We start from the raw sequence: 17,515 nt of genomic DNA on the forward strand, positions 1-17,515 counted from the left end.
ATTTCAAGCGCGAACGGGGCGCCACCCAAACCCAGCTCACGGGTTCGGATGTCGGCGGCGCAAAGGCGTGAGCAGCTCATCGTCATCGGCCGCCAACTCTTCGCCGAACGCGGGTTCGACGCGACCTCCATTGAGGAGGTCGCGCACCGCGCGAAGGTCTCCAAGCCTGTCGTGTACGAGCACTTCGGCGGCAAGGAGGGCCTGTACGCCGTCGTGGTGGACCGGGAGGTCCGGGCGCTGCTGGATCGGATCACGAACGCGCTGACCGCCGGCCACCCGCGCGAGTTGTTGGAGCAGGCGGCGCTGGCGTTGCTCGACTACATCGAGGGCGAGACCGACGGCTTCCGGGTACTGGTGCGGGAGTCGCCGGTCATGTCGTCGACCGGCAACTTCAGCAGTGTGCTCAACGATGTGGCGCACCAGGTGGAGCACATCCTGGGCGCCGAGTTCAAGCAGCGCGGTTACGACCCGAAGCTGGCCGAGCTGTACTCGCAGGGGCTGGTGGGCATGGTGGCGCTGACCGGCCGCTGGTGGCTGGAGGTGCGCAAGCCGCGCAAGGACACGGTGGCCGCGCACCTGGTCAACCTGGCCTGGAACGGCCTGTCGCATCTGGAAGCGAAGCCGACGCTGCTGACGCGCCGCAACCGCTGAGCGCGCCTCCTAGGCGTGCACAGAGGCCCGTCGATACTTGTCTTCGGCTTCGGCGTCTTCGGCGGTGCCGGGCTTGTCGTACAGGCCGGCGGTGAAGACGAGTATCCCGAAGATCAGCGACACGATCACCGTCGACATCGAGAAGTTCAGGATGTTGGCGTCGGTCTGCATGACGGTCATCATGAGCATGCCGGCCAGCATGAAGAGCACCCCGCCGCCCAGGTTGATCAGGTGGCCGAGGTTGCCGCCGGCGAGGTTGCCGCCGAGCAGCACGATGCCGTACAGGATCGACAGGATCGCGAACGCCAGGTTCGTGCGCAGCCCGAGCGTCCAGACGTCGCCCCGGTCGAAGAGCGGGTCGCCGAGGGTCTGGATCAGGCCGATGACGCCGAACACGAGGATGTACGCGCCGATCAGGCCGGCGAATGTGCGGTACACGGGCCGTAGCGGGTGGTTCACCGGGATGTGCGCCATAGCTGGATTGTCGCCCAGCTATGGCGTTTCCGCAGCGCTACCGCACAAGCCCGGTAGCGGCTACAGGATGAGCCGGGCCGCCTCGGCCGCCTTCGCCTGCTCGTCGGTGCCCACCTTGCCGTAGAGGCCGGCGGTCAGCAGCAGGAGCCCGATCGTCATGGTGACCACGACGGTGGGGATCGTGAAGTTGAGGTAGTTGGCGTCGGTGCGGATCACCGCGAGCGCGGCGAGGCCCAGCGCCATGTACGCGTACCCGCCCACCGTGTTGAGCTTGGTGTCGACGTTGCGGCCGATGCCGACACCAGCGAGGATCAGCAGGCCCGAGGCGATCGCGATCACGGAGTACCCAAGGTTGGTGCCCTGGCCGATCGCGCTGCCGTCGCCCTGGTCGAAGAACGGTTCGGTGCCGGTCTCGACGATGCCGAGCACGCCGAAGATCACCAGGTAGAGGCCGGCCAGCCCCGCCAGCGCCCGGTAGGTGGGCCGCAGCGGGTGGTTGACGGGAGTGTGCGCCATGGCGGCGATTTTGACGTACGCGATCAGGAGGCCACCGAGCGGCCCCCTGTTCAGTGATCCGGCACTCGCTCGGCCAGCGCCAGCCACTCTTCTTCGACCTGTCCACGCTCGGCCTGTACCGCTTTGAGCCGCGCGTCGAGGTCAGCGAGTTTGGTGTAGTCGGTGGCGTGCGCCGCGAGCTCTTCGTGCAGCGTGGTCTCGCGCTGTTCGAGCTTGCCCAGGGTGCGTTCGAGGCGGGCCAGCTCCTTGCGCGCCGCGCGGACGTCGAAGGCGGGCTCGCGCTGTTCGCGCTCGGGGCGTGGCGCGGCCGGCGGCGGGGCTCCGGGGGTCAGCATCGACAGGTACTCGTCGACGCCGCCCGGCAGGTGGCGGAGCCGCCCGTCGCCGAGCAGCGCGTACGCCGAGTCGGTGACCCGCTCGACGAGGTACCGGTCGTGGCTGGCGACCACGAGCGTGCCGGGCCAGGAGTCGAGCAGGTCTTCGAGGGAGGCGAGCGTGTCGGTGTCGAGGTCGTTGGTGGGCTCGTCGAGCAGCAGCACGTTGGGCTCGCCGGCGAGCAGGCGCAGGAGCTGCAGGCGCCGCCGTTCACCGCCGGACAGGTCGCCCACGGGTGTCCACACCCGACGGTCGGTGAACCCGAACACCTCGGCCAGTTGCGCGGCGCTCAACTCCCGGTCGCCGAGCTTGACGCGCTTGGCGACCTCTTCGACGGCTTCCAGCAGGCGCAGCTGGTTGGGCAGCTCGACGAGTTCCTGCGACAGGAACGCGGTGCGCACCGTCGAGCCGATCCGCGCCTCGCCCTTGTCTGGGGAGATCCGGCCGGCGATGAGGCGCAGCAGCGTGGTCTTTCCGGCTCCGTTGGCGCCGAGGATGGCGATCCGGTCACCGGGGCCGACCTGCCACGTGACGTCGTCCAGGATCAGCTTGGGGCCGGCGTGCAGGGTGACGTCGCTCAGGTCGTACACCTGCTTGCCGAGGCGTGCGGTGGCGAGCCTGCGCAGCGAGACCGTGTCGCGCGGCGGCGGTACGTCCGCGATGAGCGCGTTGGCGGCGTCGATGCGGAAGCGCGGCTTGGAGGTCCGGGCGGGCGGGCCTCGCCGCAGCCACGCGATCTCCTTGCGCAGCAGGTTCTGCCGGCGTGCCTCGGTGGCCGCCGCGACGCGGTCGCGCTCGGCGCGGGCGAGCGTCCACGCGGCGTACCCGCCCTCGTAGGCGCGGACGGTCTGGTCGGCTACCTCCCAGGTGCCGGTGCAGACCGCGTCGAGGAACCACCGGTCGTGCGTGACGACGACGAGCGCGCCGCGCCGCGCCAGCAGGTGCCGGGCCAGCCAGTCGACGCCGGCCACGTCGAGGTGGTTGGTGGGCTCGTCGAGGATCAGCAGGTCGGCGGCGCGTACCAGCAGCGCGGCCAGCGCGACCCGGCGGCGCTCGCCACCCGACATCGGCCCGACGGGTTGGTCGAGGCCGAGGTGTGGCATGCCGAGACCGTCGAGGATCGCGCGCACCCCGGCGTCGCCGGCCCACTCGTGCTCGGCGGCGAAGCCGTGGCCGAGCCAGGCGGTGCCGATGACGACATCGTGGACGGTGGCGTCTGGAGCGAGGTCGAGCGACTGCGGCAGCCAGGCCACCCGCAGGTCGCGGCGGTGCGTGACCCGGCCGTCGTCCGGCTCCTCCAGCTTGGTCAACAGGCGCAGCAGCGTGGACTTCCCGGCGCCGTTGAGCCCGACGACCCCGATCCGGTCGGCGTCGTCGAGGCCTAGGGACACCTCGGTGAGCAGCTGCCCAGCCGCGCCGTACCCCTTGGACACCCGGTCCAGGTTGACGATGTTCGCCATGGTTCAGGCCACCCGGGCGCCCGCCACGGGACCGTGCGCGGTGTATGCGACGCGGCACACCCCGGCGACGGTCAGGTCGTCGGCGATCTCCTTCGCCCGGCGGCTGTCGGGGGCGAGGAACACGCAGGTCGGCCCGGAGCCGGAGACAAGGCCGGTGAGCGCTCCCGCGGCGTGGCCGGCCTTGAGGACGCCGGCGAGGCTCGGCCGCAACGACAGGGCGGCCGGCTGGAGCTCGTTGTCGAGTGCCGCGCCCAGCACGGCGGGGTCGCGCTGGCGCAGCGCGGCGAGCAGCCGGTCGGCGCCGCCGAGCAGCGGGTTCGTCGAGTGGGTTGGCAGCCGCGGCACCTCGCCGGTGGAGCGCAGCCGGTCGAGCTCGCGGTAGACGTCGGGTGTGGACAGGCCGCCGTCGGCGATCGCCACCACCCAATGCCAGGTGTTCGGCCGGGCCAGTACCGGGCTGACCGCCTCGCCCCGCCCGGTGCCGAGCGCGGTGCCGCCGTAGACCAGGAACGGCACGTCGGAACCGAGGTCTGCCGCGATGGCCGCGAGGTCGTCGCGGGACAGCCCGGTGCCCCACAGCGCGTCGCACGCCACCAGGGCGGCGGCCGCGTCGGCGCTGCCGCCGGCCAGCCCCGCGGAGAGCGGGATCTGCTTGCGCAGGTGCAGCCGGGCGTGCGCGGGCATGCCGGTGTGGTGTGCCAGGGCGCGGGCCGCGCGGATCACCAGGTTGGACTCGTCGAGCGCCAGCTCACCGGCGCCCTCGCCCTCCATGGTGAGGGTCAGCGTGTCGCCGCGGCGGGCGGTCAGCTCGTCGTACAGGGAGATCGCGTGGTAGACGGTGCTCAGCTCGTGGTAGCCGTCGTCGCGGGCCGGGCCGACGCCCAGGTGCAAGTTGATCTTCGCGGGAACGCGCACCTTCACCGGTCCGGAAGCCGCCAACCGGGGCCGGTCGTCTTCGTCCGGCCGCCACGCCTCGGTCACGGAGCGATGTCCTGACCCGGTACAGGCGCCGCCGCGCCAACTCCCTCGCTCACGAGCACGCCGCCAGACTACTCGCCGGCCCCGGCTGGCACCGGCACGCCAGCGGCGATGTCCGCGAACTGGCCGATCGTCAGGGATTCGCCCCGCGCGCCCGGGTCGACGCCAGCGGCCACCAACGCCGCCGCGGCCCGGTCGGGGCTGCCCGCCCAGCCGGCGAGCGCGGCCCGCAGCGTCTTGCGGCGCTGCGCGAAGGCGGCGTCGACCACCGCGAAGACACGATCGCGGTTGACATCGGCGCGCGGCGGGTCGCGGCGGGTGAACGCGACCAGGCCGGAGTCGACGTTTGGCACCGGCCAGAACACCGCCGGCGGCACCTTCCCGGCGCTGCGGGACGAGGCGTACCAGGCCAGTTTCAGCGACGGGATCCCGTACACCTTGGATCCCGGCCCGGCGACCAGCCGGTCAGCGACCTCCTTCTGCACCATGACGAGCCCGTGGCGCAGTGAGGGCAGCTCGGCGAGCAGGTGCAGGACGACCGGTACCGCGACGTTGTACGGCAGGTTCGCGACGAGGGCGGTGGGCGGTGGCGTGAGATCCGCTGTGGAGATCCGCAACGCGTCCGCGCGATGCACCGTCAGGCTGTCGGGGTGACCCGCGGTCTCGGCGAGCGCGCCCGCGAGCACCGGATCTATCTCGACCGCGTGCACGTGCCGGGCCGCCGCCAGCAGTCCGAGCGTGAGCGAGCCGAGCCCCGGACCCACCTCGACGGCCACGTCGTCCGCGTCGAGGCCGGCGGCGGCCACGATCCGGCGGACGGTGTTCGGGTCGTGGACGAAGTTCTGCCCCAGCTTTTTCGTGGGGCGCACGCCGAGGCGCGCGGCCAGTTCCCGGATCTCCGCCGGGCCGAGCAGGTGCTGCGTCACCACGGCCCGAAAACCCGGTCGCCCGTTTCGGAGATCGCCGCGCAGAGCTCGTCCAGGTCGGCGCCGGTCGTCTCGGCCAGGCCGCGGACGGTCAGCGGGATCAGGTACGAGGCGTTCGGGCGCCCGCGGTACGGCATGGGTGTCAGGTACGGCGCGTCGGTCTCCACGAGCATCTGCTTCAGCGGTGTGACCCGGGCCGCCTCGCGCAGGGCGCCCGCGCTGGTGAACGTCACGGTCCCCGCGAAGCTCAGCACGTACCCGCGCCGGACGCACTCCGCCGCGAACTCGGCGTCGCCCGAGAAGCAGTGCAGAACCACGGTTTCCGGTGCACCCTCGCTGTCCAGTACGCGCAACACGTCGGCGTGCGCGTCGCGGTCGTGGATGACGAGCGGCTTCCCGTACCTCTTGGCGATGGCGATGTGGGCCCGGAAGCTGGCCTCCTGCGCCGCGCGGCCCTCGTCGCCGGTCCGGAACGTGTCCAGGCCGGTCTCGCCGATGCCGCGGACCCTGTCGTGCGCGGCGAGCGCCTCGATCTGGCGCAGCGCCTCGTCGAGGTCGGGCAGGCGCGGCGCGTCGTTGGGGTGTATCGCGACGGTCGCGACGACGGCCTCGTGCTCGGCGGCGACCGCGACTCCCCACCGCGAGGTCTCGACGTCGACGCCGACCTGCACGAGCCGGTCGACGCCCGCATCGGCGGCGCGTGTGATCAGCTCGGTCACTCCGCCGGGCACGCCCGCCTCGGACACGGTGATGTCGAGGTGGGTGTGGCTGTCGACGACGGGTATCGGAAGGGGTGGTGGCGAGGGCGGAAACTCCCCCGCCCGCTGGCCGCGCGTCTTACTCATCGCCACCCAGGATGTCACAGGCAGGTGTAACCCTCCGTTCACCCGCGAGCACGGGCAGCGGTCTACTCTCAGGCGAGTGACCGCCGCCCGTGAGGCCCCCCATGTCGCCGAGGCGCCGACCGGGCTGCGGGTGACGTTCGGCGGCGCGATCTACCCCGCCGATGAGCTCGCGCACGGCGCGGCGTACGAGTTGTTCAGTGCCGACCCCGTCGACGGTTTCCAGCGCAACCCGCGTCCCGGCGCACCGCTGCCGTGGCACCGGTTCGTGCACGTCACCGAGGTCGCCGCCGTGCACGGGCCGCGCGCCGACACACCGCTGGAGACGCCGGAAGCGCCGCTCATGGTGCCGCTCAACCGGCAGCGCGGGTGGAGCGACATCCACGCGCTCAGCCAGACCCCGGCATACGCCGACGATCCGACCGTCGCGGGCATCCGGCGCACCGCCGCGATCCGGCGGGGCACCCGCATGATCAAGGCGCTGTCGGCGCGCCAGCTCTCCGGGTACCTGCGCGGCTGGCTGCCCTACGGCTTCTGCTACCGCGAGCACGACGTGGCGCACCTGCGCACCCCGGCCGACCTGGCGCTGCTGCGCACCGACGCCGACGCCGGCCGCGACGACCCCGACGTCGTCTACGCGCTGCGGTGGCGCGCGATCGACCCGCGCGACTACGAGATCCCGCTCGGCGCCCACCAGCGCGGCCTCGTCCGCATGCCGGCGCACGACCGGGTCGGTCCGCCCGTCCTGGGCACGGGCTTCACCCCGAGCGGCCGGCACGTGATACCGGAGTTCGTCACCGCCGACTTCGCCGACCTGCCGATGCCGGCCAACGCGACGCTGCTCGCCTACACCCCCGACGGCACCGAGGTCGTGCTGTATACGTACCAGCCGGAGCAGCGAGGATGGCTGCGGATGGCCGGTCCACAGTGGCGCCACCTGCTGACCAGGGTGCCCGAGCTGCCGCCCGACCAGGAGTACGTGCCGAGCGACGACAAGACGAAGTCGACCCGGCTCGTCGGGCGTTACCGCGGGCAGGAATACGACGCGGTCGCCGATCCGCCCGGCGAGTTCCGGGTGCTCGCGATGACCCGGGCCGCCCGGTATCCGGTCGAGGCCCTGAGCCGGCGCGTGCCGTACGCGCGCTGGCGCGGCGTGCCGTGCACCGCGCTGCACCAGGAGGCGGGCTGGACCCGCCTCCGGCTCTGCCGCCCCGACGCCGACAGCGTCGCCGCGCTCGGCGCGCAGTGTTACGAGCGCGGCGTCTACGAGGTGTGGGCGCCGACCGCCGAGATCACCGACTCCGGCATGGTCGACATCGAGTACGCCCTCTAACCGGCCAGGATTTGAGCTGCCGCGACGTCCGCCGGGTTGTGGGGACGCGTGGGGTGAGGCCGCGGGAGCAGCGGTCTGGAGCGCGACGAACGTCGCGGCAGCTCAAAAATTGCTTCTAGGCTCCGAGGCGGGCTAGCTCCTCGTCGACGATCGACGGGTCGAGCTTGCGGAAGACGGGCTTCGGCGGGGCGAGCGCCCGGCCGCTTTCCAGCGACACCGACTCCCAGCGCGTGCCGGCCGTGTAGTCGCCGGTGAGGATCGGGTACGCCGGGCCGCCGTCGAGGTCTTCGACATCGACGATCGAGGGCATGGGCGCGTGTACGCCGGTGCCGCCGAGCAGCTCGTGCACCTTCTGCGCGCTGTGCGGCAGGAACGGCGTGAGCAGCGTGTTGCAGTCGCTCACCGCCTGGAGTGCCACGTGCAGCACGGTGCCCATGCGGTCCAGGTCTTCCTTCATCTTCCAGGGCGCCTGCTCCGACAGGTACTTGTTGGCCTCCGCCACCACCCGCATGGCCTCACCGATGGCCTGCTTCTGGCGGTGCTTCTCGATCAGCCCACCGACCGTGGCGAAGGCCTTCTGGGCGGTATCCAGCAGCGCGCGGTCTTCGGCGGTCAGCTCGCCGGCCGGCGGGATGGCGCCGAAGTTCTTGGCGGCCATCGAGATCGACCGGTTGACGAGGTTGCCCCAGCCAGCGACCAACTCGTCGTTGTTGCGCCGGAGGAACTCGGCCCACGTGAAGTCGGTGTCCTGGCTCTCCGGGCCGGCGACGGCGATGAAGTAGCGCAGGGCGTCGGCGTCGTACCGCTCCAGGAAGTCGCGAACGTAGATCACGACCTGGCGTGACGACGAGAACTTGCGGCCCTCCATCGTCAGGAACTCGCTGGAAACCACCTCGGTGGGAAGATTCAGCGTGCCGAAGGCGCCGGGCTCGCCGCCCCGGTCGCCCTCGCCCGAGTACCCGAGGAGCAGGGCCGGCCAGATCACCGAGTGGAAGACGATGTTGTCCTTGCCCATGAAGTAGTAGCCCCGGGCGTCTTCCCGGCGCCACCACTTCTGCCACGCTTCGGGGTCGCCCGAGCGGCGGGCCCACTCGATCGAGGCCGACAGGTACCCGATCACCGCGTCGAACCAGACATAGATCCGCTTGTCGGACCGGTCACGCCAGCCGTCGAGCGGGATCGGCACACCCCACTCCAGGTCGCGGGTGATGGCACGGGGCTGGAGGTCGTCGAGCAGGTTCTTGGAGAAGCGCAGCACGTTGGGGCGCCAGCCGTCGCGGGTGTCGAGCCACTTGCCCAGCGCCTGCGCGAACGCCGGCAGGTCCAGGAAGAAGTGCTCGGTCTCGACGAACTCCGGCGTCTCACCGTTGATCTTGGAGCGGGGGTTGATCAGGTCGACCGGGTCGAGCTGGTTGCCGCAGTTGTCACACTGGTCGCCGCGCGCACCGTCGTACCCGCAGATCGGGCAGGTGCCCTCGATGTACCGGTCGGGCAGGGTGCGGCCCGTCGACGGGGAGATCGCGCCCATCGTGACCTTGGGGACGATGTATCCATTGCGGTGCAGCCCCTCGAAGAGCTCCTGCACCACCGCATAGTGGTTACGGGTCGTGGTGCGGGTGAAAAGATCGTAGGCGAGGCCGAGCCCGTGCAGGTCCTCGACGATCACCCGGTTGTACCGGTCGGCGAGCTCGCGCGGGGTCACGCCCTCCTTGTCGGCCTGCACCTGGATCGGCGTGCCGTGCTCATCGGTACCCGACACCATGAGCACGTCGTGGCCCGCCATCCGCATGTACCGGCTGAAAACGTCGGAGGGGACGCCGAAGCCGGAGACGTGGCCGATGTGGCGCGGGCCATTGGCGTACGGCCAGGCGACCGCCGCGAGAACGTAACTCATGCTTGACAAGGGTAGTGACCGGTTTATAGGCCGACACGCGCGGAGCGCTACATGGTCATCACGCCTTCCCGTTGTCCAATGAAGTCTGTGACCGGTTCAGCGCCACAGCCAGGGGAAACGCAGATGCCCGAGGGCGCTGCGGGCGGTAGCCCGTGGGCCGCGGACGGTCCCGCCGGAGCATGGTGGCGGGGTGATCCAGCGGCAGCCGCCGCCCGTTTCGCGGCACTCGACCGCCCCGCCGTGCCCCCCGTACCGATCGCCACCCTCATCCCGCCCGACCCGCCGTCCACGGTCGAGGCCAGCGGCAGCGGCGACACACTCACGGCGCTACCGGCACCCGCCGAGCCGTCCGCCCCGTCCGCTGAGCGGCCTTCCGGCGGCTCGCCCGCTGAGCGGCCTTCCGGCGGCTCGCCCGCTGAGCGGCCTTCCGGCGACTCGTCCGCTGAGCGGCCTTCCGGCGGCTCGTCCGCTGAGCGGCCTTCCGGCGGCTCGTTCGCTGAGCGGCCTTCCGGCGACTCCGAGCCGGCGCCGGCTGAGGGGGCAGCGCACGCGGACAGCTCCGCTCCGTCGGACCTTGGCCCGGCCGCGCCACTCGCGGACCTGGCACCGGCCGATACCGGCTCCGAGCACGCCGCCGACGACCTCCCGGAGACCGTCCCCCCGCACGACGCGGACGCCACCTCCGACCTTGCCCAGCCCAAGGCCGCCTCCAACCTCTCGGAGCCGGAGCCGGCCTACGACCTTCCCGAGGCCGAGGCCGCCAACGACCTTTCCGGGGCTGAGCCAGAGGGCGCCTACGACCTTCCCGAGGCCGAGCCCGGGGCCGATGCCTCCTCCGACCCTCCCGGGGCCACGCGCGACGCGGACGCCGCCTACGACGCACCGCAGGACGAGACCGACGCCAGCTCCGACGTTGCCGAAGCCGAGGTCGAGACCGACGCCTACGGCCTTTCGCAGGCCGGGGCCACCTCCGACCTTGCCGAGGTCGAGACCGACGCAGACGCTGCGCATGAAGTCACCGCTATTTCCACCCCCTCCGCGTTCCCGGAGGACGACACCGCCTCGGAGCCCGCTGCCCTTATCGGCGCCGACGCCGCCGCCAATCGGAGCGCCGCCGTCGTCGAGACCGACGCCGACCTCGCCCATGAGGCCGGCGCCGTGCACGAAGGCGACGCCGAGTCCGAGGACGGTCCGTGGGAGGGAGCCGCGCTTCAAGACGCCGCACTCGACGACAGCCTGACCGACGACGAGGCCGGCTTCGGTGCTGACGCGGCCGGCGACGGGCCAGCGCGAGCCGGCACCGCGGTCGAGGCCGGGCTCGCGGACGACGGTGGAGCGCCGCAGTTGCCCGCTCCGGTCCTCCGGCCGGGCACGCCCGCGGATGCCTCGGACCGACCGTGGCGAGTTACTGCCCCTATAGGGGCAACTGGTCACCACAGACTCGCGGCGGAGGCCAGGGAGACGGTCGTACTGCCGCCCATGCCGGAACGCGCGCTCATCCCGACCCCTTCGCCCGCGCCGGATGACGATGAGTTGCCGTTCTGGCTGCCCACTCAGGAGGTGCCGCGCCGGGAACGGTACAGCGGCCGCCGTCCGGGGCGGCCGCCGAAGCCGCCGCGCAGCCCAGCCGTCGGCCTGGTGGGGCTGGTCGTGCTGGCGCTGCTGGCGACGTTCTTCGCGTGGGTGAGCGCCGAACCGCTGTGGCTGGCGGTCGGACACGGCGACACCGGCACCGCCACCGTCTCGGAGTGCACCGGCAGCGGCGTCGGGCAGCGCTGTGTCGGCGAGTTCAGCGCGGCCAACGGCGCGTTCACCGCCGAGGGGATCCGGCTGGTCGGGGTGGCCGACGACCAGAGCGCCGTCGGCAGCACGGTGACCGCTCGGATGGTCGGCGCCGACAGCGGCCGGGCGTACGTGGGCGATGGCGCCGCGGTGCGGCATCTGCGGTGGGCGCTCGGGCTGATCCTGATCATGCTCTGCGGGTTCGGGCTGGTGTGGGTGACCGGCGCGCGCCGCCTGGAGGACCGCTGGTCTCGCCGCACTGCCACGCTGACCGCACTGACCGCGCCTCTGCTGGTCACGGTGGCCTTCCTCGCCTCGACCTTCTGACAACGTCCGAGCAGGTCCAAACCGGGATTCTGAGCTACCGCGACGCTCGCCGTGGGCCAGACCGTCGCTCCCGCGGCCTCACCCTCCGCGCCCAGGTGTCAAGGTCGCCGTTCCACGGCGAGCTGGTCGGTGGGCGGCGGCTAGGGGCGCTCGGGGCCGCCCGTGGTGGATGGGCTTGACCCGATGCCCGAGCCCTCTCAGCTCGAGGACGCCGATCAAGGGCTTTCGCAGGGATCAAGGGCGAACGCACGCGGAAAGGAGATCCAACCGCGTGCGTTTGTCCTTGATCGGCGAAGACGCGGGCAGTGCCGCGCGAGCGCGACGCGGGCCGCTGGGGGTCAGGGGGTTGTGTGGACGAGGGTGTAGACCTCGCGGCGGGGGCGACCGTGGGTGGCGGCTACCGACGCGATGGCGTCGCGGCGGGACATGCCGCTGGTTTCGAGAGCGGCCACCGCTGACCGCAGCTCTTCGTCCGATACCTCGGCACCCGACGACGGAGGCGCGCCGGCCACGACGAGGGTGATCTCGCCGCGCGGCTGCTGCTCGGTGGCCCACGTCGCGAGGTCGCCGAGCGGCCGCCGCACGATCTCCTCGTACGTCTTGGTGAGCTCGCGACACACCGCCGCCTCCCGATCCGCGCCGAACGTCTCGGCCAGGTCGTTGAGCGCCCCGCCGATCCGGTGCGGCGCCTCGAAGAAGACCAGCGTTCGTTCCTCCGCGGCGAGGGCGCGCAGCCGGGCACGCCGGGCGCCGCCGCCGCGGGGCAGGAAGCCTTCGAAGCAGAACCGGTCCGCGGGCAGCCCGGACAGCGCCAGCGCGGTGGTCACGGCGCTGGGACCGGGGGCCGCGGTGACCGGTAGGCCCGCGTCGAGTGCGGCGCGGACCAGCCGGTACCCAGGGTCGGACACGCTCGGCATCCCCCCATCGGTGATCAGCGCGACCGACGCGCCATCGCGCATGGCGTCGACCAGATCGGGGGTACGCCTTTCCTCGTTGCCCTCGAAGTAGGAGATGATCCGCCCGGCGATGGTGACGTCGAGGTCGCGTGCCAGCCGGCCGAGCCGGCGGGTGTCCTCGGCCGCCACGACGTCAGCGGTCGACAGGGTTTCGCGGAGCCGTACGGAGGCGTCGGATATGTTGCCTAGCGGGGCACCAACAAGTACCAACCGCCCAGAATCGGACTTTTGCCCCACCTCAATGGCCTTTCATCGATACTCGTGACACCACTAGATGGGCAGTGCGCGCCGGACCGCCCCTCCGCAGCCTACGATCGCGGGGTGACCACGGCCGCGACAGCGCAGGCACCGGCGATCACCAATGAAGGCGCCGGTCCCAAAGAAGAGCACGAGAGCCCTGAAGCCGGCACCGCCGACCAGCGCGGCGGCGTGGCCGACGTCGTCCGGCGTCGGCTGCTGCCGTTCGACGCGCGGCTCGACCCGTACTCGTGGCTCGCCACCGGCGTCATCGTGGTCATCGCCGGCATCCTACGGCTGGTCAACCTCGACAAGCCCAAGGGCTTGATCTTCGACGAGGTTTACTACCCCACTGACGCCTGGGACATGCTGCACCGCGGCGTCGAGTGGGACGAGAAGAGCAACGGCCCGGCCTACGTCGTGCACCCGCCACTCGGCAAGTGGATGATCGCGCTCGGCGAGATGGTGTACGGCAACAACGAGATGGGTTGGCGGATCTCCGGCGCCCTGATCGGCACCCTGTCTGTGCTGATCATGGTGCGCGTCGCCCGACGCATGTTCCACTCGACGGTACTGGGTTGCACCGCCGGCCTACTCATGGCGCTCGACGGCTTCCACCTCGTACTGTCGCGGATCTCGCTGCTCGACATCTTCCTCATGTTCTTCGTGCTGGCGGCGTTCGGTGCGCTGGTCATGGACCGAGACGCACGCCGACGACGCTGGCTGCGCGCGATGGAAGCCGGTCTCGACCCGAGCCAGCCGGGCAAGGCGGGACGGCCGTCCTTCGACTGGCGCACCGGCGTGCCCTGGTGGCGGCTCCTGTGCGCGGTGATGATCGGCTGCGCCCTAGGCGTGAAGTGGAGCGCGATCTGGTTCGTGCCGGTCTTCGCCCTGCTCATCGTCTGGTGGGAGGTGGGCGCGCGCCGGTCCGCTGGCGTACAGCGTCCGTGGCGCGACACGGTGATCGACGAGTTCGGCTGGCTCCTGCTCGCTGGCGCGCTGATCCTGATCACCTACACGGCGACGTGGGCCGGCTGGTTCGCCACTGACACCGGGTACTTCCGGCACTGGCTGCGCGACACCGGCCACTCCGAGCCGCCGGTGTGGGGCGCGATCCGCAACCTGCTCCACTACCACCACGAGATGTACAAGTTCCACTCCACGCTGGACGCCACGCACCAGTACCAGTCGTGGCCGTGGCAGTGGCTGCTGCTGGGCCGCCCGATCGCGTTCTACTGGTCGGGCGACGGCAACTGCGGCGCGTCGAGCTGCGCCTCGCACATCCTGCTCGTGGGTACGCCGCTGCTGTGGTGGTCGTTCATCCCGGCGCTTGGCGCGCTCGCCTGGTTCGGCATCGCGCGCCGCGACTGGCGAGCCGGCGCGATCCTGCTCGGCGTGGCGGCCGGCCTGCTGCCGTGGTTCTACTTCGCGATGCATGGCCGCACGATGTTCGCGTTCTACGCCCTCCCGGCTCAGCCGTTCCTGGTGCTCGCTGTGGTGTACGTGCTCGGAGCGATCATGACGCCCGCGCCCGCCCCAGCGGGTGCCACACCGGGCGCGGCACCGCCAACCGACGAGAGCAGTTCGGACCGGCGCCTGATCGGCGCGGTCGTCGCCGGGGCATACGTGCTGCTGGTAGCAGTCTGTTTCGCGTACTTCTATCCGATATACGTCGGCCAGGTCATCCCGTACGACGACTGGTCCGCCCGCATGTGGTTGGGCAGCCGCTGGATCTAGCCGCGATCCCGCAAGTGGTACGCGGGCGTCACCTGCTCCCGCCGCCCGAGCCGCGCGGCCTTGGCGGCACGGCACGGCGCCGACGGCCGCAGCGGTCCGCACATCGGCGGACCCCACGCCCGCCGACCAAGGGCAATCGCATCGATCACGGGCGAACGCACGCGGTAAAGAGATCCAACCGCGTGCATTCGCCCTTGATCGGCGGAAGGGGGCCGGCGCGCGGAGCGCGGAGCGCCGGGGTGGGAGCGCGCGGGGGGTTACATTGCTACTTCGGTTTGGTTGGGGAAGAGGACCTCGCGTCCGGCGACCGCCGCGGCGACCACCGGCGAGAACGCGTACGCGCGGGAGACCTGTACCAGCCGGGCGACCTCCCCGGCGAGGTCGGCGGGCTCGTCGGGCCGGACCGGGGCGGCCTCGGTCTCGTCCGGGCCGCGCGCACCGCGCGCGTAGGCTCGCACCGCTCCGCGCAGGCGCGCGGCGTCGACCACCGCGGCCAACTCTTCCTCGCGCAGCCCGACCTGGGTGCCCAGCCGGCGGGCGCGCCCACCGGCCGCCTCGTCCAGGTACGGGCGCAGCACGAGCCAGCCGTCGTACAGCTCGATCACGCGCCGGTACAGGCGGCGGTCGAGGGTGCTGAGCGGGACGGCCACGGGTGGCTCCAGTGCGATCTCCGGCATGAGCCGGTGCAGGTCGACCCAGAGCGGCTGGAGCTGGCGGTACTGCTGGCGCCTGCGCACCCAACCGCGCAACTGTGACAGCCTCGGGCCCCACGCTGGCATGGTGAGCCCGAAGATGACGAGGAACGCGCCGATGCTGGCGGCGATCGGCGCGAGCGGTTCCCAACGCCGCGGATCGGCACCGGCCTGCGCGCCGATCACACTGGAGATCCGGATGGCGCAGTAGACGAGCCCGGCCATCGCACCGACCGCCGTGGCGCGCAGTCCCCGGCGCAGCCAGGAGCGGCCAGACACTCTGGCGTACGGCCAGCACAGCCGCACGACGTCGATGAGCCCCAACCCGAACGCGCCCAGGTACACGAGGATGTAAACGGCGAACACCGGCCGGCTCACGTAGGTGGCGACGAACTCGCCGACGCGCGGCTCGGTGGGGCCGGAGGCGAGGAAGAGTACGACCATCGCGACCGCCGCCGTGGCGAGGAACGCGAACCGGATGCGGGCGCGACGGCTGGCCTCTCCCGGCGGGGTCACCCACCACAGCAGGAGCAGCTGTACCGTGCCGGAGAACCCGACGACGGACAGGTGCGCCCAGAGCGCGGCGAGGTTCGGCACTCCGGTGGCCCGGTCGAGCCACCTCCACACGGCTGGCGTCGACAGGGTGAACGTCGAGCCGAGCAGCGCGAGCGCCACGCACACCGCGTATCCGGCCGGGTTTCCGCCGCGCCGGAGGCCCTGCAGCTTGACCGCGCATCCGGCCCAGGCCGTGACGGCCAGCACCGGATACAGGACCTCGTTCACCCGCTCATCCCAGCGAGCGTTCGATCCGCGCCACCACGTCGGCCGCGTCGAGCGGTACGTGCCAGGTCTGTTCGGGCGCCCACGAGTGGGCGCGCTGCAGCAGTAGGTCGGCGATGATTTCGGCCTCGCGCTCCTGGCGGCTGTCGTATCCGCCGTCGCGCGCGAGCGCCCGCCGCACCATCTCCGGGTCCAGTGTGGACAGCAGAGCGCCGGCGGGCACGTCGACGTCGGCCACCTGCTCGGAGGTGTGACCGGCGATGAGGTGGCCAAGTTCGTGGGCGATGATGTGCTGCTGGTGCAGCGGCCGGGTGCCGCTGTCGTAGCAGAGGTAATGCGCGCGGGCGCCGGTGATGACGAGCCCGGACGGACCGTCGGCGGGCATCGCGGTGGGCATCAGCGTGATGGGACGGCCGATCCGGTCGCCCACTTCTTGGCAGAGCCGCTCGGCGTCGAACGGCACGGGCACGGCGATGTCGCGCACCAGGCGGGCGCAGTGGCGGCGGATCCGGCGCAGGTCGGTGTCGTCGCCGGCGTTCCAGATCGGTGGTGGAGTCATTCGCCCGCCAGCCCTTCCAGCTCCAGGCAGCGGTCGACGACCTGCTGCACGAGCTGCTGGCTGGCTTCGGACAGGCCGGCGCTCGCCAGGACGGTGCGCAGTGCGACGCGTTTGGTGCCGAGCTGGCGCAGGCTCGACAGCAGTTCCAGATCCCGGTCGGTGCGGCGGGTGACGGCGTCGTCGAAGAAGTACGCCGGCGGGACACCGAAGAATCCGGCCAGCGCCTGGAGGTGCCGCATCGTCGGGTTGGTGCGCTCGCCGCGGCGCAGCAGCCACAGGTACGTCGCGGACATGCTTTCGCCGCTCTCCCGGATGGCCGAGGCGACCTCTTCGTTGCTGTACGCCCCGCGGTCGCCGGGGTGCACCGTGCGGAAGAGATGATTGAGCCTGTCCGCGAGCGTGCGCGGCTCTGCTGGCGTTGTCACGGCGGACCCCCATGTGCCCTGCTGCTCCGCTGCCCTGCGGTGCGTCTTGCCAACCAGTGTGGACCAGGGTGGGCCCTGGTCCACACTGGTGACAGGTCACCGGCACGCGCCCTCGGCATGTGGCCCGCACCGAGAGCGCCCCCCGTTTACGCCGGCGGTCCGTTAACCAGCCTCACCATCGGAGACCCACAATGTCAACTGGTGTGAAGCAAAGCCGTCCGAACGTTCATGTTAGTTGACAGCGGGAATATTCGGCGCACACCAAAAAGCGGCACGTGAGCCACGTGCCGCCGAAGTGTTGCTGAGATAGGCGCGCGCCCCGATCGCCTGCCACGGGGGAAGCGGGCGATAGGGGCGCGCTGGGGTCAGCTTAATCACGTCGGATCAACCGCACAACAGGTCGCGGTAGGTCAGATTTCCGACCTTGCCAACGGCACCCACCCCGGAATATCGATCAGCCTCGACAATCGGTGCGCGTTGAGATCAATGAATGCATTCAGTCTGGGAGAGTCGCCATCCCGACAGTAACCTCGGGACGCGACCGTCTGGCCAGGCGACGCGTGGCTGGATC

15 protein-coding genes are annotated in these 17,515 nt (G+C 71.4%); 4 read left to right on the plus strand and 11 right to left on the minus strand.

Translation table 11 applies throughout. From position 1 onward, the window contains the following. Positions 1-48 precede the first annotated feature (48 nt). Positions 49-651, plus strand: coding sequence for a TetR/AcrR family transcriptional regulator (locus QMG73_RS17995; RefSeq protein ID WP_281897036.1), 603 nt, complete (start codon positions 49-51; stop codon positions 649-651). 9 nt (positions 652-660) lie between these two features. Here QMG73_RS17995 and QMG73_RS18000 read toward each other — a convergent pair whose 3' ends face one another. The 6 genes from QMG73_RS18000 to QMG73_RS18025 form a co-directional block, all read right to left on the minus strand. Next, complete coding sequence (locus QMG73_RS18000) at positions 661-1,125, minus strand: DUF4383 domain-containing protein (RefSeq protein ID WP_281897038.1); 465 nt, start codon at positions 1,123-1,125, stop codon at positions 661-663. Positions 1,126-1,185: 60 nt separating this feature from the next. After that, the gene (locus QMG73_RS18005; protein ID WP_281897041.1) at positions 1,186-1,641 is read right to left on the minus strand and encodes a DUF4383 domain-containing protein; all 456 of its coding nucleotides are present in this window, start codon (positions 1,639-1,641) and stop codon (positions 1,186-1,188) included. A 50-nt stretch (positions 1,642-1,691) separates the two neighbouring features. Continuing rightward, the gene (locus tag QMG73_RS18010) at positions 1,692-3,476 is read right to left on the minus strand and encodes an ABC-F family ATP-binding cassette domain-containing protein (RefSeq protein WP_281897042.1); all 1,785 of its coding nucleotides are present in this window, start codon (positions 3,474-3,476) and stop codon (positions 1,692-1,694) included. A 3-nt stretch (positions 3,477-3,479) separates the two neighbouring features. Beyond that, positions 3,480-4,457 (minus strand): 4-(cytidine 5'-diphospho)-2-C-methyl-D-erythritol kinase, encoded by a 978-nt coding sequence (locus QMG73_RS18015; RefSeq protein WP_281897045.1) that lies wholly within the window; start codon positions 4,455-4,457, stop codon positions 3,480-3,482. Between the two features lie 68 nt (positions 4,458-4,525). Then, on the minus strand, positions 4,526-5,380 hold the full coding sequence (gene rsmA / locus QMG73_RS18020) for a 16S rRNA (adenine(1518)-N(6)/adenine(1519)-N(6))-dimethyltransferase RsmA (RefSeq protein ID WP_281897103.1): 855 nt from the start codon (positions 5,378-5,380) through the stop codon (positions 4,526-4,528). Further along, positions 5,377-6,225 carry a TatD family hydrolase gene (locus QMG73_RS18025; protein WP_281897046.1) on the minus strand — a complete coding sequence of 283 codons (849 nt, stop codon included), beginning with the start codon at positions 6,223-6,225 and terminating at the stop codon, positions 5,377-5,379. Before QMG73_RS18025 ends, rsmA begins: the two co-directional genes overlap by 4 nt. Positions 6,226-6,301: 76 nt before the next feature. On the opposite strand from QMG73_RS18025, the gene QMG73_RS18030 reads away from it, so the two are divergent. Beyond that, on the plus strand, positions 6,302-7,555 hold the full coding sequence (locus QMG73_RS18030) for a hypothetical protein (protein WP_281897049.1): 1,254 nt from the start codon (positions 6,302-6,304) through the stop codon (positions 7,553-7,555). Positions 7,556-7,670: 115 nt separating this feature from the next. Here the strand turns inward: QMG73_RS18030 and metG are convergent, their stop codons facing one another. After that, positions 7,671-9,449, minus strand: coding sequence for a methionine--tRNA ligase (metG, locus tag QMG73_RS18035; RefSeq protein WP_281897050.1), 1,779 nt, complete (start codon positions 9,447-9,449; stop codon positions 7,671-7,673). Between the two features lie 123 nt (positions 9,450-9,572). Between metG and QMG73_RS18040 the strand changes: the two genes are divergently transcribed. Beyond that, complete coding sequence (locus QMG73_RS18040; protein ID WP_281897052.1) at positions 9,573-11,558, plus strand: hypothetical protein; 1,986 nt, start codon at positions 9,573-9,575, stop codon at positions 11,556-11,558. 338 nt (positions 11,559-11,896) lie between these two features. Here the strand turns inward: QMG73_RS18040 and rsmI are convergent, their stop codons facing one another. Continuing rightward, the gene (gene rsmI, locus QMG73_RS18045; protein ID WP_281897055.1) at positions 11,897-12,751 is read right to left on the minus strand and encodes a 16S rRNA (cytidine(1402)-2'-O)-methyltransferase; all 855 of its coding nucleotides are present in this window, start codon (positions 12,749-12,751) and stop codon (positions 11,897-11,899) included. Positions 12,752-12,835: 84 nt separating this feature from the next. On the opposite strand from rsmI, the gene QMG73_RS18050 reads away from it, so the two are divergent. Further along, positions 12,836-14,488 (plus strand): dolichyl-phosphate-mannose--protein mannosyltransferase, encoded by a 1,653-nt coding sequence (locus QMG73_RS18050; RefSeq protein ID WP_281897058.1) that lies wholly within the window; start codon positions 12,836-12,838, stop codon positions 14,486-14,488. Positions 14,489-14,745: 257 nt separating this feature from the next. Here QMG73_RS18050 and QMG73_RS18055 read toward each other — a convergent pair whose 3' ends face one another. The 3 genes from QMG73_RS18055 to QMG73_RS18065 are packed head-to-tail and all read right to left on the minus strand — an operon-like array spanning position 14,746 to position 16,944. Beyond that, positions 14,746-15,963: an MAB_1171c family putative transporter gene (locus QMG73_RS18055; protein ID WP_281897061.1), complete on the minus strand. Its 1,218-nt coding sequence runs from the start codon at positions 15,961-15,963 to the stop codon at positions 14,746-14,748. A 4-nt stretch (positions 15,964-15,967) separates the two neighbouring features. Then, positions 15,968-16,519: an ImmA/IrrE family metallo-endopeptidase gene (locus QMG73_RS18060; RefSeq protein WP_281897062.1), complete on the minus strand. Its 552-nt coding sequence runs from the start codon at positions 16,517-16,519 to the stop codon at positions 15,968-15,970. Continuing rightward, the gene (locus QMG73_RS18065) at positions 16,516-16,944 is read right to left on the minus strand and encodes a helix-turn-helix domain-containing protein (protein ID WP_281897064.1); all 429 of its coding nucleotides are present in this window, start codon (positions 16,942-16,944) and stop codon (positions 16,516-16,518) included. Before QMG73_RS18065 ends, QMG73_RS18060 begins: the two co-directional genes overlap by 4 nt. Positions 16,945-17,515: the final 571 nt, after the last annotated feature.

The sequence above is a fragment of the Phytohabitans aurantiacus genome, assembly GCF_027923225.1.
Lineage (GTDB): Bacteria > Actinomycetota > Actinomycetes > Mycobacteriales > Micromonosporaceae > Phytohabitans > Phytohabitans aurantiacus.

Excerpts from the sequence above, each read along its gene's own strand:
- QMG73_RS18025 (WP_281897046.1), bottom strand. The coding sequence starts at position 6,225 with ATGAGTAAGACGCGCGGCCAGCGGGCGGGGGAGTTTCCGCCCTCGCCA.
- QMG73_RS18060 (WP_281897062.1), bottom strand. The coding sequence starts at position 16,519 with ATGACTCCACCACCGATCTGGAACGCCGGCGACGACACCGACCTGCGC.
- QMG73_RS18005 (WP_281897041.1), bottom strand. The coding sequence starts at position 1,641 with ATGGCGCACACTCCCGTCAACCACCCGCTGCGGCCCACCTACCGGGCG.
- QMG73_RS17995 (WP_281897036.1), top strand. The coding sequence starts at position 49 with ATGTCGGCGGCGCAAAGGCGTGAGCAGCTCATCGTCATCGGCCGCCAA.
- QMG73_RS18010 (WP_281897042.1), bottom strand. The coding sequence starts at position 3,476 with ATGGCGAACATCGTCAACCTGGACCGGGTGTCCAAGGGGTACGGCGCG.
- QMG73_RS18040 (WP_281897052.1), top strand. The coding sequence starts at position 9,573 with ATGCCCGAGGGCGCTGCGGGCGGTAGCCCGTGGGCCGCGGACGGTCCC.
- metG (WP_281897050.1), bottom strand. The coding sequence starts at position 9,449 with ATGAGTTACGTTCTCGCGGCGGTCGCCTGGCCGTACGCCAATGGCCCG.
- QMG73_RS18000 (WP_281897038.1), bottom strand. The coding sequence starts at position 1,125 with ATGGCGCACATCCCGGTGAACCACCCGCTACGGCCCGTGTACCGCACA.